The sequence below is a fragment of the Mesorhizobium sp. P2_E7 genome (genome assembly GCF_056403855.1).
Genome location: NZ_JBFUER010000003.1, coordinates 410,498 through 436,188 on the forward strand (window position 1 = coordinate 410,498; position 25,691 = coordinate 436,188).

The 25,691-nt window shown below is 62.4% G+C and carries 28 protein-coding genes and 1 pseudogene; 18 read left to right on the forward strand and 11 right to left on the reverse strand.

Annotated elements, in window-relative coordinates; translation table 11 throughout:
- Positions 1–81: 81 nt before the first annotated feature.
- From ruvB to AC1DYC_RS21110, 5 genes are all read right to left on the reverse strand, one after another.
- Positions 82–1,119 (reverse strand): Holliday junction branch migration DNA helicase RuvB, encoded by a 1,038-nt coding sequence (ruvB, locus tag AC1DYC_RS21090; RefSeq protein WP_477409577.1) that lies wholly within the window; start codon positions 1,117–1,119, stop codon positions 82–84.
- Between the two features lie 43 nt (positions 1,120–1,162).
- Positions 1,163–1,783 carry a Holliday junction branch migration protein RuvA gene (gene ruvA, locus AC1DYC_RS21095; RefSeq protein ID WP_477409579.1) on the reverse strand — a complete coding sequence of 207 codons (621 nt, stop codon included), beginning with the start codon at positions 1,781–1,783 and terminating at the stop codon, positions 1,163–1,165.
- Positions 1,784–1,796: 13 nt separating this feature from the next.
- Complete coding sequence (gene ruvC, locus AC1DYC_RS21100; RefSeq protein WP_477307146.1) at positions 1,797–2,309, reverse strand: crossover junction endodeoxyribonuclease RuvC; 513 nt, start codon at positions 2,307–2,309, stop codon at positions 1,797–1,799.
- A gap of 68 nt (positions 2,310–2,377) precedes the next feature.
- Positions 2,378–2,908, reverse strand: coding sequence for a protease adaptor protein RcdA (gene rcdA / locus AC1DYC_RS21105; RefSeq protein WP_477286618.1), 531 nt, complete (start codon positions 2,906–2,908; stop codon positions 2,378–2,380).
- A gap of 423 nt (positions 2,909–3,331) precedes the next feature.
- A complete protein-coding gene (locus AC1DYC_RS21110; protein WP_477409581.1) occupies positions 3,332–3,712 on the reverse strand; it encodes a hypothetical protein in 381 nt (126 codons plus the stop codon).
- A 306-nt stretch (positions 3,713–4,018) separates the two neighbouring features.
- On the opposite strand from AC1DYC_RS21110, the gene AC1DYC_RS21115 reads away from it, so the two are divergent.
- On the forward strand, positions 4,019–4,570 hold the full coding sequence (locus AC1DYC_RS21115) for a DUF2269 family protein (RefSeq protein ID WP_477409582.1): 552 nt from the start codon (positions 4,019–4,021) through the stop codon (positions 4,568–4,570).
- A gap of 43 nt (positions 4,571–4,613) precedes the next feature.
- Here the strand turns inward: AC1DYC_RS21115 and AC1DYC_RS21120 are convergent, their stop codons facing one another.
- The gene (locus AC1DYC_RS21120; protein ID WP_477409584.1) at positions 4,614–5,384 is read right to left on the reverse strand and encodes a sulfite exporter TauE/SafE family protein; all 771 of its coding nucleotides are present in this window, start codon (positions 5,382–5,384) and stop codon (positions 4,614–4,616) included.
- 191 nt (positions 5,385–5,575) lie between these two features.
- On the opposite strand from AC1DYC_RS21120, the gene AC1DYC_RS21125 reads away from it, so the two are divergent.
- Complete coding sequence (locus AC1DYC_RS21125; RefSeq protein WP_477409586.1) at positions 5,576–6,034, forward strand: N-acetyltransferase family protein; 459 nt, start codon at positions 5,576–5,578, stop codon at positions 6,032–6,034.
- On the opposite strand, the gene AC1DYC_RS21130 is transcribed toward AC1DYC_RS21125, so the two are convergent.
- Positions 6,031–6,474 carry an Lrp/AsnC family transcriptional regulator gene (locus tag AC1DYC_RS21130; RefSeq protein ID WP_112559821.1) on the reverse strand — a complete coding sequence of 148 codons (444 nt, stop codon included), beginning with the start codon at positions 6,472–6,474 and terminating at the stop codon, positions 6,031–6,033. The two genes, AC1DYC_RS21125 and AC1DYC_RS21130, sit on opposite strands and share 4 nt — an antisense overlap.
- Positions 6,475–6,608: 134 nt before the next feature.
- Between AC1DYC_RS21130 and AC1DYC_RS21135 the strand changes: the two genes are divergently transcribed.
- The 3 genes from AC1DYC_RS21135 to AC1DYC_RS21145 all read left to right on the forward strand — a co-directional run bounded on the left by AC1DYC_RS21135 (position 6,609) and on the right by AC1DYC_RS21145 (position 9,451).
- Positions 6,609–7,520 (forward strand): DMT family transporter, encoded by a 912-nt coding sequence (locus AC1DYC_RS21135; RefSeq protein WP_477409588.1) that lies wholly within the window; start codon positions 6,609–6,611, stop codon positions 7,518–7,520.
- 142 nt (positions 7,521–7,662) lie between these two features.
- Positions 7,663–8,310 carry a thiamine phosphate synthase gene (locus tag AC1DYC_RS21140; RefSeq protein ID WP_477409590.1) on the forward strand — a complete coding sequence of 216 codons (648 nt, stop codon included), beginning with the start codon at positions 7,663–7,665 and terminating at the stop codon, positions 8,308–8,310.
- A 46-nt stretch (positions 8,311–8,356) separates the two neighbouring features.
- Positions 8,357–9,451 carry a tetratricopeptide repeat protein gene (locus AC1DYC_RS21145; protein WP_477409592.1) on the forward strand — a complete coding sequence of 365 codons (1,095 nt, stop codon included), beginning with the start codon at positions 8,357–8,359 and terminating at the stop codon, positions 9,449–9,451.
- 9 nt (positions 9,452–9,460) lie between these two features.
- Here AC1DYC_RS21145 and AC1DYC_RS21150 read toward each other — a convergent pair whose 3' ends face one another.
- Positions 9,461–10,477, reverse strand: a complete 1,017-nt coding sequence (locus AC1DYC_RS21150; RefSeq protein ID WP_477409594.1) for a zinc-dependent alcohol dehydrogenase family protein — start codon at positions 10,475–10,477, stop codon at positions 9,461–9,463.
- A 101-nt stretch (positions 10,478–10,578) separates the two neighbouring features.
- On the opposite strand from AC1DYC_RS21150, the gene AC1DYC_RS21155 reads away from it, so the two are divergent.
- From AC1DYC_RS21155 to AC1DYC_RS21185, 7 genes are all read left to right on the forward strand, one after another.
- Positions 10,579–11,439, forward strand: coding sequence for a LysR family transcriptional regulator (locus AC1DYC_RS21155; protein WP_477409596.1), 861 nt, complete (start codon positions 10,579–10,581; stop codon positions 11,437–11,439).
- A gap of 162 nt (positions 11,440–11,601) precedes the next feature.
- On the forward strand, positions 11,602–12,168 hold the full coding sequence (gene efp, locus AC1DYC_RS21160; RefSeq protein ID WP_112559678.1) for an elongation factor P: 567 nt from the start codon (positions 11,602–11,604) through the stop codon (positions 12,166–12,168).
- Between the two features lie 80 nt (positions 12,169–12,248).
- Positions 12,249–13,049, forward strand: coding sequence for an inositol monophosphatase family protein (locus AC1DYC_RS21165; RefSeq protein ID WP_477409598.1), 801 nt, complete (start codon positions 12,249–12,251; stop codon positions 13,047–13,049).
- A 111-nt stretch (positions 13,050–13,160) separates the two neighbouring features.
- Entirely contained in the window at positions 13,161–13,865 is a 705-nt protein-coding gene (gene trhA / locus AC1DYC_RS21170) for a PAQR family membrane homeostasis protein TrhA (protein ID WP_477409600.1), read from the forward strand.
- 176 nt (positions 13,866–14,041) lie between these two features.
- Positions 14,042–15,067, forward strand: a complete 1,026-nt coding sequence (locus AC1DYC_RS21175) for a MotA/TolQ/ExbB proton channel family protein (protein ID WP_477409602.1) — start codon at positions 14,042–14,044, stop codon at positions 15,065–15,067.
- Position 15,068: 1 nt separating this feature from the next.
- Positions 15,069–16,097 carry a peptidoglycan -binding protein gene (locus AC1DYC_RS21180; RefSeq protein WP_477409604.1) on the forward strand — a complete coding sequence of 343 codons (1,029 nt, stop codon included), beginning with the start codon at positions 15,069–15,071 and terminating at the stop codon, positions 16,095–16,097.
- Positions 16,098–16,336: 239 nt separating this feature from the next.
- Entirely contained in the window at positions 16,337–16,762 is a 426-nt protein-coding gene (locus AC1DYC_RS21185) for a hypothetical protein (protein WP_477409605.1), read from the forward strand.
- A 143-nt stretch (positions 16,763–16,905) separates the two neighbouring features.
- Here the strand turns inward: AC1DYC_RS21185 and AC1DYC_RS21190 are convergent, their stop codons facing one another.
- The gene (locus AC1DYC_RS21190) at positions 16,906–17,259 is read right to left on the reverse strand and encodes a DUF1304 domain-containing protein (protein WP_477409607.1); all 354 of its coding nucleotides are present in this window, start codon (positions 17,257–17,259) and stop codon (positions 16,906–16,908) included.
- 153 nt (positions 17,260–17,412) lie between these two features.
- On the opposite strand from AC1DYC_RS21190, the gene AC1DYC_RS21195 reads away from it, so the two are divergent.
- The 5 genes from AC1DYC_RS21195 (at position 17,413) to AC1DYC_RS21215 (ending at position 23,087) form a co-directional block, all read left to right on the forward strand.
- Positions 17,413–18,897 carry a carboxypeptidase M32 gene (locus AC1DYC_RS21195; protein WP_477409609.1) on the forward strand — a complete coding sequence of 495 codons (1,485 nt, stop codon included), beginning with the start codon at positions 17,413–17,415 and terminating at the stop codon, positions 18,895–18,897.
- Positions 18,898–19,000: 103 nt separating this feature from the next.
- On the forward strand, positions 19,001–21,118 hold the full coding sequence (locus AC1DYC_RS21200) for a DUF3857 domain-containing protein (RefSeq protein WP_477409610.1): 2,118 nt from the start codon (positions 19,001–19,003) through the stop codon (positions 21,116–21,118).
- Positions 21,119–21,211: 93 nt separating this feature from the next.
- Positions 21,212–21,688, forward strand: a complete 477-nt coding sequence (locus AC1DYC_RS21205) for a hypothetical protein (RefSeq protein WP_477409612.1) — start codon at positions 21,212–21,214, stop codon at positions 21,686–21,688.
- A gap of 167 nt (positions 21,689–21,855) precedes the next feature.
- Positions 21,856–22,053 (forward strand): hypothetical protein, encoded by a 198-nt coding sequence (locus AC1DYC_RS21210; RefSeq protein ID WP_477409614.1) that lies wholly within the window; start codon positions 21,856–21,858, stop codon positions 22,051–22,053.
- Between the two features lie 131 nt (positions 22,054–22,184).
- Positions 22,185–23,087, forward strand: coding sequence for a hypothetical protein (locus AC1DYC_RS21215; protein ID WP_477409616.1), 903 nt, complete (start codon positions 22,185–22,187; stop codon positions 23,085–23,087).
- Between the two features lie 61 nt (positions 23,088–23,148).
- Here AC1DYC_RS21215 and AC1DYC_RS21220 read toward each other — a convergent pair whose 3' ends face one another.
- Complete coding sequence (locus tag AC1DYC_RS21220; RefSeq protein WP_477409618.1) at positions 23,149–24,951, reverse strand: ABC transporter transmembrane domain-containing protein; 1,803 nt, start codon at positions 24,949–24,951, stop codon at positions 23,149–23,151.
- A gap of 204 nt (positions 24,952–25,155) precedes the next feature.
- On the opposite strand from AC1DYC_RS21220, the gene rpmE reads away from it, so the two are divergent.
- Complete coding sequence (rpmE, locus tag AC1DYC_RS21225) at positions 25,156–25,377, forward strand: 50S ribosomal protein L31 (RefSeq protein ID WP_112559687.1); 222 nt, start codon at positions 25,156–25,158, stop codon at positions 25,375–25,377.
- 122 nt (positions 25,378–25,499) lie between these two features.
- Here rpmE and AC1DYC_RS21230 read toward each other — a convergent pair.
- Positions 25,500–25,691 (reverse strand): annotated as a pseudogene (locus tag AC1DYC_RS21230) (integrase); the annotation flags it as partial.

The window sequence follows — 25,691 nt, forward strand, 5'->3', positions numbered from 1 at the left end:
TAAAATCCAGGAATGCGCCTTCACGCTGGCAGGCTTGAGGAGATTCTGCGCAGACAAGCGGTTCCGGAGGACAAATCTCCGTTACTCTTCCTGGAACAGGTTGATCTGCTGCTGCGCCAGGTCCTTCGGCGCATCGAGGCCCAGATGGCGCCAGGCATTGGCGGTCAGCACCCGGCCGCGCGGCGTGCGCTGGATGAAACCCTGCTGGATCAGATAGGGCTCGATAATGTCCTCGATGGCGTCGCGCGGCTCGGACAGGCCGGCGGCGATGGTCTCGATGCCGACCGGTCCGCCGCCGAAATTGCGGGCGATCATCGAGAGATAGCGGCGGTCGAGCGCGTCGAGGCCGAGCCCGTCGACCTCCAGCCGCGTCAGGGCTTCGTCGGCAATCTGCCTGTCGACATGACCGTCGCCGGCAACGGAGGCGAAATCGCGAACCCGGCGCAGCAGCCGGCCGGCGATGCGCGGCGTGCCGCGGGCGCGACGCGCGATCTCCAGCGCACCGTCGTCGCCGAGCGGCATTTGCAGGATGCGGGCGCCGCGGCGCACGATCTGCTCCAGTTCCTCGACGGAATAGAAATTGAGCCTGACCGGAATGCCGAAACGGTCGCGCAGCGGATTGGTCAAAAGGCCGAGCCGGGTGGTGGCGGCAACCAGGGTGAAGCGGGCGAGGTCGATCTTGACCGAGCGCGCCGCCGGCCCCTCGCCGATGATCAGGTCGAGCTGGAAATCCTCCATCGCCGGATAGAGGATTTCCTCAACCGCCGGATTGAGCCGATGGATCTCGTCGATGAACAGCACGTCGCGGTCTTCGAGATTGGTCAGAAGTGCCGCGAGATCGCCGGCCTTGGCGATGACCGGGCCGGAGGTCGAACGGAAATTGACGCCGAGCTCGCGCGCCATGATCTGCGCCAGCGTCGTCTTGCCAAGTCCCGGCGGCCCGACGAACAGCACATGGTCAAGCGCCTCGCTGCGACCCTTGGCAGCCTCGATGAAGACTTTGAGATTGGCCCGTACCGCCGCCTGGCCGACGAAATCGGCAAGCGTCTGCGGCCGCAAAGTCTGCTCGGCATCCTCGCCGCGCTTTTCCGGGGCAATGAGGCGAGGGGAAAGGCTCATGCCGCCTTCCTCGCACAGGGTAAAGGAGGGGGCAAGCAACCACTCACCGCGCCAGTTCCTTCAGCCCGAAACGAATGAGCTTTGAGGCATCGGCATCCTCGCCCGCCGTCTTCAGCGCCGCCGCCACGGCATTGGCTGCCGTGTCGCGCGAATAGCCGAGATTGACCAGCGCCGAGACGGCGTCGGTGATCGGCGCCGGCGCCAAGCCTTCGCCGAGTTCCTGCTTCAGGCCGATCGTGCCGGAGGCGGTTCCGGCATAGGCCGGCGCCTTGTTCTTCAGTTCGGTGACGATGCGCTCGGCGACCTTCTTGCCGACGCCGGGGGCGCGGCTGACCATGGCGATGTCGCGCAGCGCGATCGCATTGGCGAGGTCGGCCGGCGCCAGTGTCGACAGGATGGCCAGCGCCACCTTGGCGCCGACGCCTTGCACATTGTTCATCAACAGCCGGAACCATTCGCGCTCAAGCACCGACTGGAAGCCGTAGAGCCGGATCATGTCTTCGCGGACATAAGTCTCGATGAATAGCACCACGGCCTCGCCAGCCGACGGCAGCGACGCCAGCGTGCGCGCCGAGCAATAGGCGACATAGCCGACGCCATGCACGTCGACGAGGCAGAAATCCTCGTCGATCTCGTCGAGCGTGCCCTTGAGCTTGCCTATCATGCTCAATAGCCTTTCATGATGCCAACGCCGCCATCCTGTAGGCGACGCTTTGCCGGTGATGCGCGTGGCAGATGGCGATGGCCAATGCGTCGGCGGCATGTTCGGTGTCGAAAGTGGCTTTCGGCAACAGCACCTTGACCATCATGTGGATCTGCTTCTTGTCGCCATGGCCGACGCCGATCACCGCCTTCTTGACGGCATTGGGGGCATATTCGGCGACGACAAGGCCGGCGCGCGCCGGCACCAGCATGGCAATGCCGCGCGCCTGGCCGAGCTTCAGCGTCGCCACAGCATCCTTGTTGACGAAGGTCTGCTCGACGGCCGCCTCATGCGGCATGGCGGCGTGCAGGATCTCGGCCAGCCCGTCATGCAACTGACAAAGCCGTGTCGCCAGCGCCGCCTTGTCGTCGGAGCGTACGGTGCCGGAGCCGATAAAGCGCAACGAATTGCCGAGGCTTTCGACAATGCCCCAGCCGGTGCGCCTCAGCCCCGGATCAATACCGATGATGCGAATCGCTTGCCCCATGCGCCCGAGTCTACCTCCGGCGGACAGCGATGCCAGCGAAATGTGAACAAACCGGAAACGAGAGGCGTTTAACCCCGAGCGAAAGCCGTGTTGAGCAGCGTGATCTGGTCTGAAACCGGATTGGCGCGGCGGACGGCCGACGGCGCCTCGGCGAACGCACCGCCGTAGATCTCCTCATCCATGCGGCGCACCAGTGCCTGCAGGCGCAGCGAACGGGTGACGAGGTCGAGGAAATCCTTCGGCAGTTCGTTCCAGCCGGCCGCTTCGTCGTGCGCCGACGCGGTGTCGAGGCGCACCTTGGATTTTTCCGAAGCGACCTGGTCGCGGGTCATCTCGCCGGAGTTCGCCGCCCGCTGCAAAAGCAGCCACGAGGCAACCTGCATCAGCCTGGTGGTCAACCGCATCGATTCGGCTGCATAGAGCGTTGCTGCCAGCCTGGACAGCTTTTTCGCCTCGGCCCGGCCCTTGCCGTCGAGATATTCTGCTGCTTGCTCGACCAGGCCCATGCCTTCCTGGTAAAGCGGTTTGAAGGATTGGGAGAAAACCCGGCGTTCCGCCAGCTTGATGGTTTTCGCGCTGCCCTTCGAAGGCTCGTTCATCGATACGCCCCTGCACTGCCCCGTCGGCTGATTCGGCTTCTTCGCCGTCACGCCGGCACCCTAGATGACTGAGGCTTGAAAATGCGCTTCGCCATCGGTGAAGGCAAGCACATGTTTAACAAACGGTTAACGCCGGCGTATGGGCGCTAGAGTCGGATGATCTCAGGTCGAATTGACCTGAAACTTACGACCCAAAATGCGGACAAAAAAAGAGCCGCGGATAAGGCGGCTCTCAGGAGTTTAACAGGGAGGCGTCAAACGAAGTGGCTCCAACCACTCGGTAAGAATCCAGATAACTGGATGGACATAGTAAACACCTGTAAAGCTTAATGAACCCTTAACAGCGCGGATATTTCTTGATCGACCGCTGCCCTTCTGTGCCGTATCAGCACAACGGCCCGGGGAACCTGATCGTCGGCTTGCTCAAGCCTTCTTCCAGATCGCCGGCAGGGAAATAAAGGCGAAGAGCAGCATTCCCGCATAAAAACCCATCGAGGAAGAGGCCAGCACCGGCTCGATTTCCGGATGGCCGGCAAGTTCAAAATAAAGCCCGATCATCAGCACGATGCCGCTGATTGCCGTCAGCCAGAAATGCACGACGGCAATCGTCTTTTGTCCGACGGCCGGGAACAAATGGTAGAAGAAGGCGAACACCGCCGACATCAGCCAGCCCGCCACCATGGTGTGCGCATGGGTCGGCATCTGGCCGTGGTCATTGGTGATCGCCATATGCAGGCCCAGGGCCATGCCGCACAGCGCGTAGATGACGGCCAGGGTGAAGAAGTTTCGTGCTACGCCTTGCATGGGATACCCTCGTTGGTTGCCGCAGACTTGGTCCGATCGCGCGCGGCCAAAATGAAACGCCGGACGCGAGCGGCTTAGTCCCGGCAGGTTTCAGAATCATGCCGCGAAACCAACCAATGTTGAAACGGCGTCTATCCGGCAAATGCCGGGTATTCCCAGGGCTCGCGGCAAAACCGGTGATCGCGCCGCCGCAACAAACCGGCGCTCCAGCGGCATCCCTTCGATACATGTACGGAATAATCCGCCCTCTTTTGGAAGCAGACGCGCAACTAGCGTTTGCCCTGGAACGACGCAAAAGGAGCGGCAATGGACTGGTATTCGATCGTCAAGTTCTTCCACATCGTTACGGCCACTTTGTGGGTCGGAGGCGGGTTCGTGCTGTTCCTGCTTGGCATGCTTGCCGAGCGTGCCGGAAACATCGAGGAAAAGTTGCAGGCGATCCGTGCCAGCGGACAGCTTGGCGGCAGGTTTTTCGCACCGATGTCGATGCTGACGCTGATCTTCGGCCTGATCATGTGCAGCTTCTGGGTGGGATTCGCAGATCTGTGGATTGTCATCGGCCTCGTCGGCTACGCCACGACCTTTTCGATCGGCATGTTCGTCTTCAAACCAATCGGCGAGCGCATGGGAGCCGTGATCGCCAAGGAGGGCATATCACCTGCTGTCCTTGCCATGGGCCAGCGCATGATGAGCGTGGCACGCTTCGACTATGCCGTGATGCTGGTCGTGGTCGCGGACATGGTGCTCAAGCCGACCGAGCACGACATCGGTATTCTTGCCGGCATGATTTTGGTTGTCGTCGCCGGCGCCGCACTGGCCTTTGGCGGCAGTCGCCGCCTCGTGCCGAGCGCCGTCTAACACCTAAGACTATGCAGGCGACCGTACGGCCGCCTCGCGCTGCTTACATCAGGCCGGCGATCCCGTCCCACAACAGCTTGACCGCGACCACGGCCACGGTCGCGTAGGTGAAGGGATAAAAGATCTCCGGCCGCATGCGCCGCACCAGCCATGCGCCGGCGATGGTAGCCAGCGGCGCCAGTGGCATCAGCACGGCCGACGCCGTCAGATTGGCGGTGTCGAACTGGCCGAGCGCGAAATAGGGGATCAGCTTCAGCGCATTGGTGGCGGCAAAGAAGATCGCCGATGTCCCCGACAGCACCTTCGGGTCGAGGCGGATCGGCAGCGCGTAGACCTGGAAGGGCGGGCCGCCGACATGGGCGACGAAGCTGGTGAAGCCGGCGACGGTGCCCCAGAAGGCGGCGGCGATGCGGTTGCGGTCTGCTGCATGGTCGGAGCCGTGGCGAAACTGCAGATAAAGCCAGCGCAGCACGAAGATCAGCGCGACCGCGCCGACGATCAGCCGCACCATCTCTTCGGTCACAAGGGCTGCCGTCAGCCAGCCGAGCCCGATGCCGATCACCGCGCCCGGCATCATGTCGACCAGCATCTTGCGGTCATAGACGCCCCACCACGTCCACACCGAAACGATGTCCATCAGGCACAGGATCGGCAGCAGGATAGCGGCCGCCTGCACCGGCGGCATGGCCAGCGCCATCAGCGGCACGCCGACAAAGCCGACAGCACCGCCGAAGCCGCCTTTCGACAGGCCGACAAGGATCACCGCCGGAATGGCGGCGGCATAAAACCACGGATCGGCGAGCAGACCTGACATGGGATGAAGTAGGCTGGAGGGAAGGCGATGACCTGCAATAGCCCAGAAACCCGTGCGCCGCGACAGCGAAAATGCCGGCAGCGTCCATCAACTGTCCGTAACTTGACCGTTCGGGATTTGCGGCAAGATCGCCGCCGATGCATAAGGGCGCCATCCCCGATGCACCAGGTTTTGACCCCAGGTTTTTGACAATGAGCGAACCCCACATCCGCCGCGCCGAGGCAGCCGACCTGCCGGCCATTATCGCCATGCTCGCCGACGATCCGCTCGGCAGCAGCCGTGAAGACGCCAGCGAGCCGCTAGCCAAAGCCTATCGCGATGCCTTTGCGGCTGTGAACGCCGACCCCAACCAGTTTCTCGCCGTGATGACGGACGACGGCCGCGTCATCGGCACGCTGCAGATCAGCTATCTTGCCGGCCTGTCGCTGCAGGGTGCCTGGCGCGGCCAGGTCGAGGCTGTCCGCGTCGCCGCCGACCGGCGCGGCGAAAGGCTGGGGCAGCGCCTGCTGGAATGGGCGGTCGAACAATGCCGCGCACGCGGCTGCAAAATTGTCCAGCTGACCACCAACAAGAGCCGCCACGACGCGCACCGCTTCTATGACCGGCTCGGCTTCAAGGCCAGCCACATCGGCTACAAGCTGGAACTCTAAGCATTCCCCATCGGCGGCGGGCGGCGCCGGATCGGCTGCGCCTTGATGATGGCGGTGCTGGTTTCGGCCTTGTCGGCGATGCGGTCGAGCAGCTTGTCGAGCTCGCTCATCGAACGCACATAAAGTCGCGCCACGAAACAATCGTCGCCGGTGACCTTGTCGCATTCGCCGAACTCGGGGATCTCCTCGATCAGCTGTTGCACGATATGCAACTTGCCCGGCAATGGCCGGATACGCACGATCGCCTGCAGCGGATAGCCCAGCGCCTCCGGGTCGATCTCGACAGTGAAGGCGCGGATGACCCCGCGCTCCTCGAGCCGCCGCAGCCGCTCGGACACGCTGGGCGACGACAGCCCGACCTGCTGCGCCAGTTCCTTCAATGATGTCCGGGAATCCTTGACCAGGATGTCGAGAAGCTTTCTGTCCAGATCGTCCAGCATTTTCATTCTCTCGCAAAAGGCGAAGATCGCCTTATTAAATTAGGCCATGCCCGCATATCACCTTTCATAAGGCATATAAACCCTCAGGATCGCATGAGATTATCCAGCCTCAAACAGATATCAGAGGTATTGTCATGGACAGCACGGTGCGCGGCACGATCGAGATGACGGCGGCGATGACAATCATCGGCACGATCGGCTGGTTCGTCGTCATGTCGGGCCAGCCCGTCATGGACGTGGTGTTCTGGCGCTGCGCCTTCGGTGCGGTGGCGCTGCTCATCACCTGTGCAGCACTTGGGCTGCTGCGCGGCAGGCTGACATTGCGCATTCTTGCCATTGCCGCACTCGGCGGGGCGGCCATCGTCATCAATTGGCTGTTGCTGTTCAGCGCGTTTTCCCGCGCCTCGATCTCGATCGCCACGGCGGTCTACAACACCCAGCCCTTCATGCTGGTCGGTTTCGGCGCGCTGTTCTTCGGCGAGCGGCTGACCCTGACCAAGCTGACCTGGCTCGGCATCGCCTTCGCCGGCATGCTGTTGATCGTGCAGACAGGGCCCGATGCCGGTTCCGGCATCGTCGGCACCGATTATGTCACCGGCATCGTCATGGCGCTTGGCGCGGCCTTCTTCTGGGCCGTCGCGGCCATCGTCGCCAAAAAGCTGAAGGGGACCCCACCGCATCTTATCGCGCTGATCCAGGTCTGCGTCGGCGTCGTCATGCTGGCGCCCTTTGCCAACCTCTCCCATTTGCCCGCCGACACGTGGAGCTGGGCCATGCTGGTGACGCTTGGCGTCGTCCACACCGGCCTGGTGTACATATTGATGTATGGTGCCATCCAGAAACTGCCGACACACCTGCAGGGATCGCTGTCCTTCATCTATCCTGTCGTGGCGATCCTGGTCGATGTCATTGCGTTCGGCCACCGGCTGCATCCGGCTCAGCTCGTCGGCGCCGCCGCCATCCTGATCGCCGCCGCCGGCATGAATCTCGGCTGGACTTTGTGGAAGGCCAAATCGCCGGCCGAAAGTCCCCAAGCCGTCAAATGAGCCCCAAATCGGCCGCTGGCCGGCGGTCGTAAACCAAGCCGCCGCATCGATCCCCGCCCGCCTGTTCAAGGCGGGCGCTTTGCTCTATGCCGCAATGCAACCATCTTCGCCCGGCATAGGCGAATTCCCGGATCGAAAGCCAATGAACGACGCAACACCCCCCAACCGCTGCCGCATCGTGCTGATCGCGCCCAAGGACGCGCCGGCCGAACGCATTACAGCTGCCTTCGAGGGCGGCGACGTCGCTTCGCTGATCCTGCCTGAAAACGGCATGGACGAGGCTGCCTTCCAGGCCTTTGCCGAACAGATCGTACCGGTGGCGCAGGCGGCCGGCATCGCCGTCATCATCGCCGGCGACACCCGCATTGCCGGCCGCGTCCAGGCCGACGGCATTCATGTCGAGGTCTCCAAGGACGCACTCGCCGAAACCATCGAACACTTCCAGGGCAAGATGATGGTCGGCGCCGGCGGCGCCAAGACCCGCGACGACGCGCTGGAGCTCGGTGAAACCAGGCCCGATTACATCTTCTTCGGCCGCTTCGGCTACGACAACAAGCCGGAGCCGCATCCGCGCAATCTGTCGCTCGGCCGCTGGTGGGCCGACATGATCCAGATCCCCTGCATCGTCATGGCGGGGTCGGAACTCGCCTCGGTCGAGGCGGTGGCGGACACCGGCGCCGAATTCGTGGCGCTGTCCAGCGCCGTCTTCGCCGATGGCGCCGATCCGAAGGCGGCGGTCGCTGCCGCCAATGCGCTGCTCGACCAAACCGCGCCGCGCTTCGAGGACTGACGTGCGCCGACCCGGACTTCCGATCGCGGTTCTCGTTGCGGCCTTGATGAGCGGGGCAGCGATGGCGGCGGAGCCCGTTCCGCTGCCGCAGCCGAGGCCCGACACGAGCGCACCCGATACCGGCACACCCGACATCAGCGCGCCGGCTACGGGCGCCGCTGATGCGGGCGCCGCAAAGGCCGATGCCCAAAAGGCCGGCACCATGAATTCCGGCGTTCATGTCGACAAGCCGATCGAGACCCCGCTGCCGCAGCCCGCGACCACCGCGCCGCTGCCGTCGGCAGACGCCATCAATCCCGAGCGTTTCGGCGCCAAGCCGGCGGACCCCGCCTATGGCGCTTTCCAGCGCGGCCTCTACAAAACCGCCTACAATCTTGCGCTGGTGCGGGCGCAGAATGGCGACCCGGCGGCGCAGACGCTGGTGGCCGAAATCCTGTCGCGCGGGCTGGGCGTGCCGCTCAACCCTGCCGAGGCCGCCAAATGGTATGCGCAAGCCGCCGAACAAGGGATTCCTGAATCGCAGTTCCAGTACGCGCTGATGCTGCTCGACGGCCGCTACGTCAAGAAGGACGAGAAGGGTGCGTATGCGCTGATGCAGGCCGCCGCCGAGGCCGGCAACCGCCTGGCACAGTTCAACTTTGCGCAGCTGCTGGTTCAGCAGGATCCGGGTGATGCCGGTATCGCCAGGGCAGTGCCCTATTATGAGCGCGCGGCGGCGACCGGCCTTGCCGACGCCCAGTATGCGATGGCGCAGGTCTACGCCAATGGCGTCGGCGGCAAGCCGCACGACGATGCCCAGGCACGCCGCCTGCTGGCGCAGGCTGCCAGGCAGAATTACGATACCGCGCAGATCGATCTTGCCGCCTGGATGATCGAGGGCCGCGGCGGTGCTCGCGATCTGAAATCCGGCTTCAACTGGATGAAGCAGGCGGCCGAAGGCGGCAACGTCGCCGCCCAGAACCGGCTGGCAAAGCTTTACATGGGCGGCATCGGCACCGACCCCGACCTGATCCTGGCCGGAGCCTGGTACGTGGTCGCCCGCCGCGCCGGCCTTATCGATCCGGAGATGGACGATTTCCTGCAAGGGCTGACCGACGACCAGACCAAGCAGGCCTTGCAGAAGGCAAACCGCCTGCCTTGACGGGCGATGTCACCCGACATGATCGAGCACGACCTTGCCGAAGGGCGAGCCATGTTCGAGATGCCGAAAGGCCTCTGCCGCCTCTGCCCAGGGAAAGACCCGGTCGATCACCGGCCGCAGCCGATTGACCGCGAGCGCCCGGTTCATCGCCTCGAAGGATTCGCGCGAGCCGACCGGTATGCCACGTGCTTTCACCTGGCGGCGGAAAATGTCGAGCGGATTGATCGCTCCTTCGCTGCCGCCGAGATAGCCGATGACATTGATCTGGGCGCCGCGCGCCGACGCCTTCAGCGACTGCGCGAAACTTTGCGGACCGCCGACTTCGATGATGTGATCGGCGCCACGGCCATCGGTCAGCGCCAGCACGGCTGACGACCAGTCCGGATTGTCGCGGTAGTTGACGCCGTCATGCGCGCCGAGCTCTTTCGCCCGCGCAAGTTTCTCATCGCTGCTCGACGTAACGATGACGCGCGCTCCGGCGGCTCTCGCGAACTGCACGGCAAACAGCGACACGCCGCCCGTGCCGAGGCTGAGCACGGTTTCACCCGGCTTGAGCTTGCCTTCGGTGAACAACGCATGCCAGGCGGTGACGGCAGCGCAAGGCAATGTCGCCGCCTCGACATCGCTGAGATGCGCCGGGACCATCACGGCCGCCTGTTCGTCCAGCCGGGCGAATTCGCTGAGCAAGCCGTCGATCGGACCGCCGCGCTGGTACGAGGCTTCGGCCATGGCGGAGCTGCCGCCGACCCAGCGCTGCCAGAACGTGCCGCAGACCCGGTCGCCGATCTTGAAGCGGCTAACCTCGGCGCCGACCGCAACGACTTCGCCGACCCCGTCGGAAAGCGGCACCAGCGGCAAGGGAAATGTCGTGTGATAGCTGCCGCGCGCGATCTCGACATCGCGGTAGTTGAGCGCCGTCGCCTTGACCCTGATGATCATCTCCTGGCGGCCGGGTTCCGGCATCGGCAGTTCGACCATTTTGAGATTGTCGATGCCGCCCGGGCTCTGCAGTTCGATTGCCTTCATGTTCGTCGTCCTTGCTTATGGAAGGAAAATCGCTTGCCAGATGGTGGATTTCAAATTCATAATGTTCACCATGATTATGCCTGTAGAACATGATACCGGCGATGCTTGAGGAACTGCGCACGCTTGCCCTGTTTGCCGAGGAAGGCTCGATCCAGAAAGTCGCCCGGCGCCTGCCGCTGACGCAGCCGGCCGTGACGAGGCAGATCCAGCGGCTGGAGGACATGCTTGGCACGACGCTGCTCGACCGCCGGCAGAAGCCGCCGCGACTGACGCCGGCGGGGCTGGAAGTGCTGGCGCGCGGCCGCGAGATCCTGGCTTCCGTGGAGGCGCTGAAAGCCTTTGCGGGGAAGGCAGAGCCGGAAGGACTGCTTCGCCTTGGCCTCGCCCATGGCCTCTCCGACCGCGACGTCGCGGAAGCCATCGCCAACGCCGCGGCGCTCTTCCCGAAAGTGTCGTTGCGGCTCAGGACCGGCTGGAGCGCCGAACTGGTCGATCAGTTCGATCGCGGACAATTCGACCTCGCCATCGTGCTGCGCGCGGACGGCAGCGCGCACGACGATGCCTGCATCGGCACCGAACGTCTCGGCATCGTGACGAACGAGCAGGCGGAGCAGATACCCGACCTCAAAATTGCAGCCTGGATTTTGAGCCCTGCGCCCTGTGATGCGCGCCAGCGTCTGCTTGCTGCTCTTGGCGATGACGGCCGCAGACTATCCATTGCCGCCGAAATCCAGGATCCGGCCATGCAGCTGGAATGGGTGCGCCGCGGCCATGGTGTTGGCCTGATGCCGATGCGCCTTTTCGGCAAACAGCTGCCGACCGGCGTGACGCTTGTCGAAACGGGGAACCTCGACCTGTCCATGCAGGTTGTCGTCATGCGCTCGCCGCATATTCATCGGCTGACGAAGGTCGCCGAGGCCATCGCCGACGCGGTCGGTTCGGTCGTCAATCAGCCCGGCTGATCGTGCCTGCGTCGGCGCCGTATCCGGTGCCCGACCTGCTGATATCGACGCCTTGCGGTCGGCGCCAACCTGCCGGCTCCCTTGCCTCTTCGGGTGATTTGTGGTCTTGGGAGCCCGAAATCGCTTGTCCAGCGACCATCTCATTCCCGGATCAACATCATTATGGCCAAGATCAATGGCAACGAAATCCGTCCCGGCTACGTCATCGAGCACGATGGCGGCCTCTGGGTGGCGGTCAAGACCAACACCGTCAAGCCCGGCAAGGGCGGCGCCTACAACCAGGTCGAACTGAAGAACCTGATCAACGGCACCAAGCTCAACGAGCGCTTCCGTTCGGCCGAGACCGTCGAGCAGATTCGGCTCGACCTGAAGGATTTTTCCTTCCTCTACGCACAGGACGACGCGCTGGTGTTCATGGACACGCAGAGCTACGAGCAGCTCGAACTGGCGAAGGATTTCGTCGGCGACCGCGCCGCCTTCCTGCAGGACGGCATGATGGTGACGGTCCAGCTCTATGAGGACAGGCCGATCGGCATTTCGCTGCCCGACCAGGTGACGTTGACCATCACCGAGGCCGACCCGGTGGTGAAGGGCCAGACCGCAGCGTCCTCCTACAAGCCGGCGGTGCTGGAAAACGGCATCCGCGTGCTGGTGCCGCCATTCATCGGCGCCGGCGAACGCATCGTCGTCGACACCAACGAACTCACCTACATGCGCCGCGCAGACTGATGCATGTCGCCCAAAAGTGGCCCCGGTTTTAGGTCACCGACATGCATCAAGATTAAGGTACGTAGGCAGGAACAGATACGATGGCACGCTCCGCACTTCTCAACGTCATGGTCCAGGCCGCCATGAAGGCCGGCCGCTCGCTGTCGCGCGACTTCGGCGAGGTGCAGAACCTGCAGGTGTCGATGAAGGGGCCGGGCGACTATGTCAGCCAGGCCGACCGCAAGGCCGAGGACATCCTGTTTGCCGAACTGTCGAAGGCGCGCCCCGGTTATGCCTTCCTGATGGAAGAGCGCGGCGCGGTCGAAGGCGACGACGACCAGCACCGCTGGATCGTCGACCCGCTCGACGGCACCACCAATTTCCTCCACGGCATCCCGATCTTTTCCATCTCGATCGCGCTGGAGCGCCAGGGCCAGCTGGTCGCCGCCGTCATCTACAATCCGGCAATGGACGAGCTCTACACCGCCGAGCGCGGCGGCGGCGCCTTCATGAACGACCGCCGGCTGCGCGTTGCCGGCCGCAGCAAGCTCACCGACTGCGTGATCGGCTGCGGCATGCCGCATCTCGGCCGCGGCCAGCACGGCAATTTTCTCGTCGAGCTGCGCAATGTGATGGCCGAGGTCTCGGGCGTGCGTCGCCTGGGTTCGGCCGCGCTCGATCTCGCCTATGTGGCTGCCGGTCGCATGGACGGCTTCTGGGAAACCGGTCTGTCGGCGTGGGACATCGCCGCCGGCCTGCTCCTGATCCGCGAAGCCGGCGGCTTCGTCTCCGACATGGATGGCGGCCAGGACATGCTGGACAACGGCTCGGTCGTTGCCGGCAACGAGGTCATTCAGCGTGCGCTGCTCAAGGCTGTGAAGAAGCCGATTTCTGCACGCTGATCACTGGGCATGCTGGGGCAGCGCGCTGAAGCGCCGCAGTCGTAAAACCGCAACCAAAGCTTGAAATACTGCGCGGCGACGGCCCAGATAAGGGCTGACGCAGGATTTTCGATGACGAGCATGCCACCGCTTTCCCCGCCAGAATCGCCAATTGAGATCCCCTTTGTCGGGCGCTGGCACTATTCGCGTGCGGAGATGATCGCCGATGGCATTGTGCACGCGGTCGGCATCGTGCTGGCGATAGCGGCAGGCTCGGCACTGCTGGCGCTTGCCGCCTTCCATGCCGGTCCCGGCGAATACATCGCTGCCGCTTTCTATGTGGTGTCGCTGCTGACCGTTCTGTCGGTGTCGCTCGCCTATAATCTGTGGCCGGTGACATCGCCGGCCAAATGGATCTTGCGGCGGTTCGATCACGCCGCGATCTATCTCCTGATCGCCGCGACCTACACGCCCTTTCTGGCCCAGCTCGACGGCTCGCCGCTGGCGCTGCCGATGATTGTCCTCGTCTGGACCGCGGCTGTGGCCGGCATCGCCATCAAAGTGTTTCTGCCCGGCCGCTTCGACCGCCTGGCCATTGTCTTCTATCTCGCCATCGGCTGGAGCGGCATCGTTCTGGCCAAGCCGCTGGTCGCGACGCTGCCGACAACGTCGATCGCGCTGATCGTCGCCGGCGGCATCGTCTATTCCTGCGGCGTCATCTTCTTCGCCTGGAAGGGGCTGCGTTTCCACAATGCAGTCTGGCACGGCTTTGTCATCACCGGCGCCGGGCTGCATCTTGCCGCCATGGTCGACTGCCTGGTCATCAACCGCCTCTAGACGGCGGAGCGCCGCCCGCCCTGTCGGGCAATATTGCCAAGCGCCATTCAATTTGGTCACAATTCCGTTTAGAGTCGCGAATTACGTGATCGGCGGCACTGGAGCATTCCAGGGAAAGCGGTTTCCCGTTCGGAATTGCGTCAAGGCAAATAAAGAGCATCGGAAACGGGGCACGGATGGCTTTTCTCAGATCCTTCGGCGTGGGCAGGCGCTCTGATGTCCTGATGTACGATCCGCACAAGCTGTCGAGCCCACAGGTTTTCCTCCTGACCATGGTCATCTTCCTGGTCATCGTCGCCTTCATCGCCGCCATCCTCACCCGCCAGATCTCGACCGCTTTCGGTAGCAATCCCGGCCTCAACGGCCTTATCGTCGGTGTGCTGGTGGTCGGCATCCTGCTTGCCTTCGCCCAGGTCGGACGGCTGTTTCGCGAAGTGCGCTGGGTCAATTCGTTCCGCGCCGGATCCGAAACCACCGAACCGGTGCTGCTGGCGCCGATGAAGGCGATGATCGGCCGCTCCTCGACCGTGGCCTTCTCGACCTCCTCGATGCGCACCATGCTGGATTCGATCGCCACCCGCCTTGACGAAAGCCGCGATACCTCGCGATACCTCGTCGGCCTGCTGGTGTTCCTCGGCTTGCTCGGCACCTTCTGGGGCCTGTTGAACACCATCGGCTCGATTCGCGAGACCATCGAATCGCTCGATCCCGGCACCGGTGATGCCGCCGCCGTGCTCGATTCGCTGAAACAGGGCCTGTCGGCGCCGCTGGCCGGCATGGGCACCGCCTTCTCGTCCTCGCTGTTCGGCCTGTCCGGTTCGCTGGTGCTCGGCTTCCTTGACCTGCAGGCCGGCCGCGCCCAGACCCGCTTCTACACCGAGCTCGAAAACTGGCTGTCGTCGGTCACCGATCTCTCCTCTGACATCGTTGTTGCCGATCCGGCCAAGAGCGAACCTTCCGACGAGATCCGCCTTCTGTCGGAACGGCTGCGCAGCATGCAGGAAAACGGCGGCGGCTCCAATCCGCGTGTCGCCACCGCCATGGCCAATCTCGCCGACGGCATTTCCGGCCTGGTCAAGAACATGCGCTCCGAGCAGCAGATCATGCGCGACTGGGTCGAAGCCCAGTCGGACGAGCAGAAGGCGATGCGCAACACGCTGGAAAAGATCGCCGACGCCCTGAAGAAGCCCGGGGTGCACTAGCATGGCGCTCGCCAAGCGGCGCACCGATCGCCGCATCGACTATTGGCCGGGCTTCGTCGACGCGCTGTCGACGCTGCTCCTGGCGATCATGTTCCTGCTCACCGTTTTCGTGCTGGCGCAATTCCTGCTCGGCCGCGAACTCTCCGGCAAGGATACGGCGCTCACACGCCTCAACTCGCAGATCAACGAACTGACGCAACTGCTGGCGCTGGAGCGCTCGACGACGCAGGACAAGGATGATTCGCTCGCCAATCTGCAGGCATCGCTGTCTGCGTCAGAGGCGGAGAAGAGCCGGCTCGAACAGTTGCTGGCGCAAGGTGCCGGCGCCGGCGACGCCGCCAACCAGCGTGCCATACAGCTGGGCGGCGAACTCGACAGCCAGCGCCAGATCAGCCAGCAGGCGCTGAGCCAGGTCGAGATCCTCAACCAGCAGATCGCCGCGCTGCGCAAGCAAATCGGCGCGCTTGAGGACGCGCTCAACGTGTCGGAGACGCGCGACCGCGACTCCAACACCAAGATCGCCGATCTCGGCCGTCGGCTCAACGTCGCGCTGGCACAGCGCGTGCAGGAGTTGAACCGCTACCGTTCCGACTTCTTCGGCCGCCTGCGCGAAATCCTCGCCGACCGCGAGAACATCCGCATCGTCGGCGACCGCTTCGTCTTCCAGTCGGAAGTGCTGTTTCCGACCGGCTCCGAAGTGATCAACGATGCCGGCAAGGTCGAGATGAAGAAGCTCGCCGATGCCATCATCGAACTGCAAAAGGAAATCCCGCCGGAGATCAACTGGGTGCTGCGCGTCGACGGCCACACCGACAACAAGCCGCTGTCCGGCACCGGCCGCTATCGCGACAATTGGGAATTGTCGACGGCGCGTTCGACCTCGGTGGTCAAGTACCTTATCGAGAATGGTGTGCCCGCGAACCGGCTGGTCGCCGCCGGCTTCGGCGAATTCCAGCCACTCGACCCCGCCGACACCGAAGACGCCCGCAACAAGAACCGCCGCATTGAACTGAAGCTCACCGAACGGTGATTTTTAGTCACGCGAATTTGTTCGCCGGCTCAACTCTAGGGCGCAAGACAGCCTCGGCAAGGCCTGAAAACATTATCTTTTTTTAATTACACTTCGCATCTTAGGCCTCCTAATTTGCCGCGCAGGGCCGGGAACCGCCGGCGATGCCTCCCATCGCGACGCGACGGAACCCGACGGCCCGCGTCCGGAAGGTGGAGCGAAAGCGCTTGCCCCTTCCAAAGCAGGAGGAGACGCACATCATGCGTTCTTTGAAGACTCTCAGGACTGCAGCCCTCACGACACTACTGATCGTCGTTCCGCTCGCCGGCGCCTATGCCGCCGGACATCACAAGGGCGCCCTCGACGCCAGCGACCCGACCGACATGACCGGTCCGCGCGTGACCGGCCTCATTGAGCAGGTGCAGGGCGTCGAACAGGGCATCACCGATGCAAGGCAGGCCAACTCGATCACGGCGGCCGAGGCGCAGAGGCTGCACATGCGGGCCGCCCATATCACCCAGGCCGCCGAGCGGACGGCCGCCGCAGATCATGGCAGGATTCCGGTCGCGCAGTACCGCGACCTGCTGCGCCGCCTCGACAACGTCGACCAGGCGCTGATGTCCGACACCGGCAGCGGCTTCATGATGGGTGACGGCTCCGACGGCGGCAACTATCCGAACGGCTGAGCTCCGCTCTTGATATTCCCGGAATGAGGAAGGGACTATCTGACGCCCTCGGGATCTAGAGCAATTCCAGGAAAAGTGTGAAGCGGTTTTCCGTCCGGAATTGCGTCAAGCAAGTGATAGAGCCCCAAGGGCGTCCTTTTTTGTCACCAGCCAAGCCACAGCGCGGCGAGCGCCAGCACTGCCGGAACGGTCTGGATGTACAGGATTTTCCTGCCAACAGTCGCCGCGCCATACAGCCCGGCGATGGCAACACAAAGCAGGAAGAACACCTTGATCTGGAACCCGGCCGCGCCGAGATAGAGGCCCCAGATCAGCCCGGCGGCAAGGAAGCCGTTGTAAAGCCCTTGATTGGCGGCCAGGACCTTCGAGGCACTGGCAAAATCCGGCTTGAGGTTGAACGCCTTGTGGCCGCGCGGCGTGTCCCACAACACCATTTCCAGATAGACGATATAGAGGTGGATCAGCGCCACCAACCCAACCAGAATATTGCCGATCATCTTGGCTCTCCCCTCATGGCGGTGTTGGGCCGCTGGCCAGCATTCCATGCACGCCCTTACCTGTGCAAGCTGCATCGGCGAGAGCAACCTTTGAGGGTTGCCAAGCCTGGCGCATTGGTATCTTTTCCCGCCGTCCAAAACGCGGAACCTGCCATGTCCTTTCAGAAACTCGATGATCTCGGCCACAAGCTCGAAGCGCTGGAACATGCACTCGCCATCCTCGGCGCCGACGAGGCGACCCACATGGCCGTCGGTGGCGGTGAGAAGCGCGCCGAAGCCATGTCTTCCCTTGCCGGCATGTTGCATGCCAGGGCAACGGCGCCGGAAATCGCCGACTGGCTCGCCGCCGCCGAACAGGACGCGTTGAACGAGGAGCAGCAGGCGGCGGTCCGGGAACTGCGCCGGCAATACACCAATCTGACCTGCCTGCCGGTCGAGTTCGTCGAGCGCCAGACGGTGGCGCGCATGCGCTCCGAGCAGCTCTGGCGTGACCTGCGCGCCAAGAACGACTGGGCCGGCTTCCTGCCGGCACTCGAAGGTGTCATCGCGCTGGTCCGCGAGGAGGCTGCGCTGCGCGCCGACGCGCTCGGCCTCGATCCCTATGACGCGCTGATGGAGCAATACGATCCCGGCAACCGCGCCGCCGACATCACGCCGGTGTTCACCGAGCTGAAGACGTTCCTGAAAGGCTTCGTGCCTGAGGCGCTGGCCGAGCAGGAAACGCGGCTGGCCAAACGCCCGCTCAAGCCGCTTTCGGGCAGCTATGCGATCGACCGGCAGCGCGAGCTTGGCCTCGCTATGATGGCGGCGGTGGGCTTCGACCTCACCCATGGCTCGCTGTCGGTGTCGCATCATCCCTTCTGCGGTGGCGTGCCGAGCGACGTGCGCATCACGACCCGCTACAAGACCTCGGATTTCCTGTCGGCGCTGATGGGCGTGCTGCACGAGACCGGCCACGCGCTCTACGAGCAGAACCTGCCGAAGGCCTGGGCGCACTGGCCGCTGGGCAAGGCGCGCGGCATGGCCGTGCACGAAAGCCAGAGCCTGTTCGTCGAAAAGCAGATCGGCCGCAATCCCGAATTCTGGCGCTGGGCGCTGCCGGTCGTTGAAAAGCATCTCGGCGAGGCCTGGTCGCTCGACGACATCCTGCCGCATGTGCACCGGGTCGAGCGCGGCCTGATCCGCGTCGACGCCGACGAGGTCACCTATCCGCTGCATGTCATCTTGCGCTACGAGCTGGAGCAGGAGCTTGTCTCGGGGCGGCTGCAGGCCGCAGACCTGCCCGAGGCGTGGGATGCCAAGATGCGTGAGTATCTTGGCCTGTCGACCATAGACAATCCGGCCGACGGGCCGATGCAGGACGTGCATTGGCCAGGTGCGGCCTTCGGCTATTTCCCGTCCTACACGCTGGGCGCCATGATGGCGGCGCAGCAGTGGGCGGCGCTGACCAGCGAGCATCCTTCTGCCGGCGACGATTTGGCAAAGGGAAACTTCGCCGCCATCAACGGCTGGCGCCGCGACAAGATCTGGTCGCAGGGCTCGCACTGGTCGACGCCGCAACTGCTCGAACGCGCCACCGGCGAAAAACTGAATGCCGCGCATTTCACCCGTCACCTGCAGCAGCGATACGGGGCTTGAGCCATTTCGGCCGACACAGCATCCAAAAACATAGGGCATGGTCTTTACTTCTGCCGGAAAGCCTCTGACAAAAGGGGCTCTTTGGGGCGCTGGCGAAACTGGAATGTCGATCTGTATTGATTTTCGTGTGATCAAGTCTTGCTGGCGGCTCATTGCTTTCGCCCTGTTTCTGGTCAGCTTGAGTTCTCCGGCCCTGTCCGACGACGTGGTCCTTATCGGACCGGCGCCGGCCTGGACCAGGCTGATCGATGTTCCATCGGCTGACGTCACCCGATCCGACCAGATCAGGAACGGCATCTCGTGGCTGCTCTCGGACGACCAGATCGTCCACCGCACCGGCGGCTACGACCAGTACTCTCGCACGGTCTACAAGATCGTCGACCGGCCCGGCCTTGAGCAGGGCGCCGGGATCAACCTGCAGTTCGATCCGTCGCGGCACAAAGTCACCTTGAACCATTTGCGCATCATTCGCGACGGCGCCGTGATCGACCGGCTGGCAAGCACGAAATTCGATATTTTCAGGCAGGAAAAGGACGCCGAGAAAGGCCTGTACGACGGCTGGCTGACGGCCCATGTCAATGTCGAAGATGTGCGTGTCGGTGACATTGTCGACTATGCGACGACCTACGAAATCACGCCGCTTGTCGGCCAGGATCTTTTCTTCTTCAGCTTTGCGACCGAGTGGGAAGAGCCGGTGGCGCTCATCCGCGCAAACATCACCTGGCCCGCCAGTCAGCCGCTTCAGATCAAGCCAAGGGGAACGGAACTCAAGCCGGCGATCTCGTCATCGGGATCGGACACGGTCTATGTGTGGGAGATCCGCAATCCGAAGCCGGTCAAGGTCGAGGACAACCTGCCGGTGCAGTATCCGGCCTGGGGCTCCGTCGACGTGGCCTCGACCGCAGACTGGCACAGCGTCGTCGACGCCATTGCGCCCCACTACAGGCCGGTGACCGATTTTCCCACCGACTTCGCAGCCAAGCTCGACGACATCGCCGTCAAGCAGCCCGTGGCCGAAGACCGGATGATCCAGGCGACACGGCTGGTGCAGGACCAGATCCGTTATGTCAGCCTGTCGATCGGTGCGGGATCCTACATTCCGCGCGATCCGGCGACTGTCCTGCAAAGCGGGTTTGGCGATTGCAAGGACAAGGCATTGCTGCTTGCCTCGTCGCTTGTGCGACTTGGCATTTCTGCCGAAGTCGCCCTCGCCGATCTCGACCATGGGCGGGCTCTGGACCAGCACCTGCCGGCGCTGCGCGATTTCGACCATGCCATCGTCAAGGCGAAGATCGGAACCAAGACATACTGGCTGGATGCCACCAATGACCTTCAGGGCGGCAAGGCATACAATATTGCGCAGGCCGATTATGGGTTCGCGCTGCCGCTTTCCAGCACCGACGGATTGGAGAAGATGCCAACCCCGGAGCTGACCAGCCCAACGATCCAGGTCGCCGAAGAATTCGACTTTCCCGACAAGCCGGGCGATCCGTTGTCGCTGACGGTCTATTCCATGTACGAAGGCGCCGACGCCGACTCGATGCGCAACAGGCTGGCTGGCCAGTCGCTGACCGAGATGGCGGACAACTACCTGAAATATTACAGCAAGCAGTACCCGGGCATTCAAAGCACCGGAAAGCTGGAAATCCTGGATCGACGCGACGGCAACATCGTCAGCGTGAAAGAGAGCTACTCACTGCCGGCGCAGGCGCTGGCGGCCAACGATCTTGCCAAGAATTTCCCTATCCAGGCGGCGGATCTCGGCAACTATCTCCCGACCCCGACCATCGTCGGCCGCCGCGGCCCGATATCGCTCGGCACTCCGTATTACCGTCGTCACAGCGTGACCGTGCGCAACCTCAAGGCCAGGTTTTCCGGCGAGGAAATAAAGAACATCGTGACACCCTATGTGTCGCTGAAGACGTCCTGGAGCAACACAGCAACCGAATTCCGGGCGGAATGGAATTTGCAGACGCTGGCAAGCGAAGTTCCTGCCACGGCGATTGCGGATTATCTGAAGTCCGTCGAGGACATCTCCAAGGACGTTCAGTGGGAGTATGACTTTACCTACGTCGATCCGCCGCCCGCCGAAGTGAAGGTCAGCGATCCGGACACGCAGCAGCGACAGGTCATCGCCAGCATGTTCCTGTTGACCTTGTTCGTCGGCGTCCCGGTATTCATCGCTGTCCGGCGGGGCCGGCGCCAGCCTGCCCGCGGCTGAACTCTATCTGCGCAGCAGCGGCTGGGCTTCCACGCGGACCCGGCGCTGACCGACCTCGACGACGGACTGGCGCTCGGCGACCTTCTTCCAACGATGCGCGCGTTTGACCACGTCATCGTCAAGGCCGTCATCGGCAGCCAGACTTACTGGATCGATGCCACCAACTATCTCCAGGGCGGCAGGGCCGAGAACCTCGTTCCGCCCGACTATGGCTTCGCCTTGCCGATTGTCACCAACGACGCGAAGATGGAGAAAATCGAGCGCAAGGAGCTTTTCCAGCCGACCACCTTCGTCAGCGAGGCGTTTGGCTTTCCCAAACTCAACGGCGAGGCGCTCAAGCTGACGGTCAGTACGATCTATCGCGATGCGGATGCCGACAGCATGCGCTACAGGCTGGTTTCGCAATCGGCTACAAAGCTCGCCGACGACTACCTTCAATACTACAACCGCCAGTATCCTGGGATGACAAGCTTGGCGAAATTGTCGACACACGACGACGCGACCAGAACGTCGTCACGACCGTCGAATCCTACGAGCTGCCGGCCGAGGCGCTCGACACCGATGACCTGATCAAGGACTTTCCGCTGAAGGCGGATGTCGGCATCAACAGTTTGCCGGAGCCGGATAGGGTTGGAAGGATCGGGCCGGTCTGGCTGGGCAGCCCGATGTTCGGGCGTCATCAATGCACCGTCAAAAACCTAAAGGCACGGTTTGTCGGACCGGAGAAATCCGACGACGTGATCACGCCCTATGTCGCCTTCAAGGCGCGCTGGTCGAGCACGCCGACCGAGTTTCAGGTCGACTGGTATCTCAAGACGATCGGCGACCGGGTTCCCGCCAAGGATACTGGCGCCTATCTCCGGTCGCGAAAGAAGATGAGCGACAAATCCGGCTGGAACTACAACTTCGCCTACAGCGAGCCCGAGGCAAACTGAGGTCGAGCTGAAGCCAAACTGGTTAAGTAGCGCTCGGCAGGCGGCATACATTTATGGCGCCATGATAAGCTCGGCTTCCATCGTCTCTTTCGAAGAGATAAACTGCTTGGCAAGGCGGGGGGCCACAGGGAATGGATTTTACGAAATTTTTTGAACCGGTTCGAGGAATTGTAGCATACCTCGTCAGCCGAACAGGGACTATAATAATCACATTTGTCTTGCTGTTCATAAATTTTGATTTCCAGCGGCAGATCGAGTCTCTGTATTTTTATAGAGATAAATACTCATCTGAAATAGCCGGAACAATCGGTCAGATGTCATCTGACAATAAAAGCATTGTTGTTACGATAGTATCGCTTCTGGTATTTATTGGAATACTCGAAGCTCATTCATCCATTCTGAGTTTTTTGAATAGATTGTCACCTTTCACATTTGTCGGCTACCGACAAGATATCGATTCACTTGACTTTGATATCGAATTTATCTGGATGTGCTATTGCAAGAACTTAGATATACATGAAATGAGGAAACTGCACGACATAAGGAAATCGGTAGAATCTGCCGAGGACTATTCCTCCCCGAGTGACGTATTCGACTATGTATCAGGGTGGATTTTTATATTGTTAATTGGATATTTCTACTTAGAAACAAGATCCATTGGTATACTTGTATTCAGCCTTTTCATTTTGTTTATGGCTGGCTTGTTCTCAACATATCGTCGTATGCAGTATAGCTCTTCCGGTTGGGAAGAATCCCGAAAAGCAATATTCTGGCTATATGAGAACCGTCTCCATGACCCCCAGCGCCTGACCGAAAATCAAGCACGGCAACTGCAATCCTATCGAGAGTCTCGTCTGAGGATACTTCGGTTCAGCGAACCCGGAGTAGGCATTAGACTATCATGGTTCGAATTTATTTATAGATTAATAACACCAGTTGGCTTGCGCGACAAGGTTCGTCAGTATAAATGGAGATATGAAAATCGCCTTCGCGAAGCTTTAGCATCTCTGCTTGGAGACGGCCGAAGCCGATAGACTTATATTCCAGAAAATCTTTCCTTTTCCGGATATGCCCAGGCTGGAAACGAATGGTGCCCTACTCCGCCGCACCCCTAAACGCGCTTGCCCCTGTTTCGAACTGCAGCTTGGCCAGCCGCGCATAGATGCCGCCCTTGGCGACCAGGCTCTGATGCGTGCCTTCCTCGACGATGCGGCCGCCATCCATGACCAGGATGCGGTCGGCCTTCAGCACGGTTGCCAGCCGGTGGGCGATGACTATGGTGGTGCGGCCCTGCATCAGCCGCTCCAGCGCCTTTTGCACCAGTGTCTCGCTTTCGGCGTCGAGCGCCGAGGTCGCCTCGTCGAGCAACAGGATCGGCGCGTCGCGCAGGATGGCGCGGGCGATCGCCACGCGCTGGCGCTGGCCGCCGGACAAGGTCACGCCGCGCTCACCGACCTGACTGTCATAGCCCTTGTCGAGCTTGAGGATGAATTCGTCAGCCAGCGCGTCCCTGGCGGCCGTCTCGATCTCGGCATTCGTGGCGCCCGGCCGGCCAAAGCCGATATTGTCGCGCGCGGTCGCGGCAAAAATGGTGACATCCTGCGGCACGATGGCGATGCGCTCCCTGACATCGGCCGGATCGGCCTCGCGCACGTCGACGCCGTCGATGGCAATACGGCCGGTCTCGGGATCGTAAAAACGCAGGATCAGCGAAAACACCGTGCTTTTGCCGGCGCCCGAGGGCCCGACGATCGCCACCGTCTCGCCCGGCTTCACCTGGAAGCTCAAGCCATGGACGGCGGCGCGGTCGGGCCTTGCCGGATAGGAGAAGGAGACGTCGTCGAAACTGATCGCGCCTTTTGCCTTGGCTGGCAGCGGCAGCGGCACTGCGGGCGATTGGATCGCCGGCGTCTCGTCCAGGATCTCGGTCAGCCGTTCGGCCGCGCCCGCCGCCTGGGCAAGCTCGCCCCAGACTTCCGACAAGGCGCCTAGCGCGCCAGCGGCAAACACCGAATAGAGCAGGAACTGGCCGAGCGTGCCGGGCGACATAGTGCCGGCAAGCACGTCGCGCGAGCCGAACCACAGCACCGCCACGACCGAGGAAAAGATCATGAAGATGGCAAAGAAGGTGAGGAAAGACCGCGCGAAGATCGACGAGCGTGCCGCCTGGAAGGCAGCCTCCACCGCGGCCGAAAACCGCCCGGTGACCAGCGTCTCGTTGGTGAAAGCCTGCAGCGTGCGCACCGCGCCGATCTGCTCGCTGGCATAGGCGGTCGCTTGCGCCAACGTGTCCTGCGCCTGTCGCGACCGGCGTCGGACCGAACGGCCGAAGGCGACCAGCGGCAGCACGATCACCGGAATGGCTGCGATGACCAGGCTGGACAGTTTCGGGCTGGTGACGACCATCATCGCCACCGCGCCGAGCCCGAGGATGACGTTGCGCAGCGCCACCGAGGCGGTGGCTCCGACGGCGGACTTCACCTGCGTCGTGTCGGCGGCGAGCCGCGAAACGATCTCGCCCGACTGGGCAGTGTCGAAAAAGGAAGGCGACAGCGTCGTGACATGCGAAAACACATCGCTGCGGATATCGGCAACGACCCGTTCGCCGAGCGTGATGACGAAATAGTAGCGGCCGGCCGATGCCGCCGCCAAAAGGGCTGCCATCGCCACCAAAGCGGCGAAATACTCGGCGATGAAGGTGGTGCTGGACGCGGAAAACCCGTGGTCGATCATGCGCCGCACGGCGAGCGGCAGGGTGAGCGTCGTCGCCGCCGCGATGGCCAACGAGATGACGGCGCCGATGACCAATTTGCGGTAGCGGCTGATGTAGGGATAGACGCGCCTGAGCGGTCCGAGCGAGCGTCTGCGCCCGTCTTGCTCGCCGCTGATATCCGCCATGACCGTTTCCTCTGGCCGTTTCCAGGTGGACGCTTCAATATGCGCCCGCCGCGGCCTTGTGATTCAATTCCGGCTGATGTATAGGCTCGCCGACCGTTTTAGAAGCCGTGGCTTTTCAATAGCTGCGGCTTCGAGTTTTAAAAAGGGGCGCATCGACGCAGGCCACGGGCCCGTCGGCAGCGCCACAAGCCAGGAAACACGACAATGAAGGCCGACATCCATCCCGATTACCACACCATCAAGGTCGTCATGACCGATGGCACCGAATACATGACCCGTTCGACCTGGGGCAAGGAAGGCGATACGATGAACCTCGATATCGACCCGACCACGCACCCGGCCTGGACCGGCGGCCAGCAGACCCTGCTCGACCGCGGTGGTCGCCTGTCGAAGTTCAAGAAGCGCTTCGAAGGTTTCGGCCTGTAAGTTTTTATCTGCATCGCAGATTCAAGAACCCGCCCTTGTGGCGGGTTTTTTGTTGCCGTGACAGCTGTCCAGCCGATAGATGGGTAACAGTTTGAACCGGATACATAGGTAACAGTTTTGCCCTATGTTGAGTTCGCCGCAGCGCCAAGCGGTTTGGTTGGCGCGGCGCTTCGGCGAACCAGTTTGCTGTGCTTCTGGTCGATAAACCCGAGCGGATGGGCATAGAAGCGCATCGCCCATTCGCCGCTCTCCGTTTCTTCGATGGCAACCGGTTCGCCTGCCAGCGTGGCCGAGACGTAGATTTCGGCGCCCTG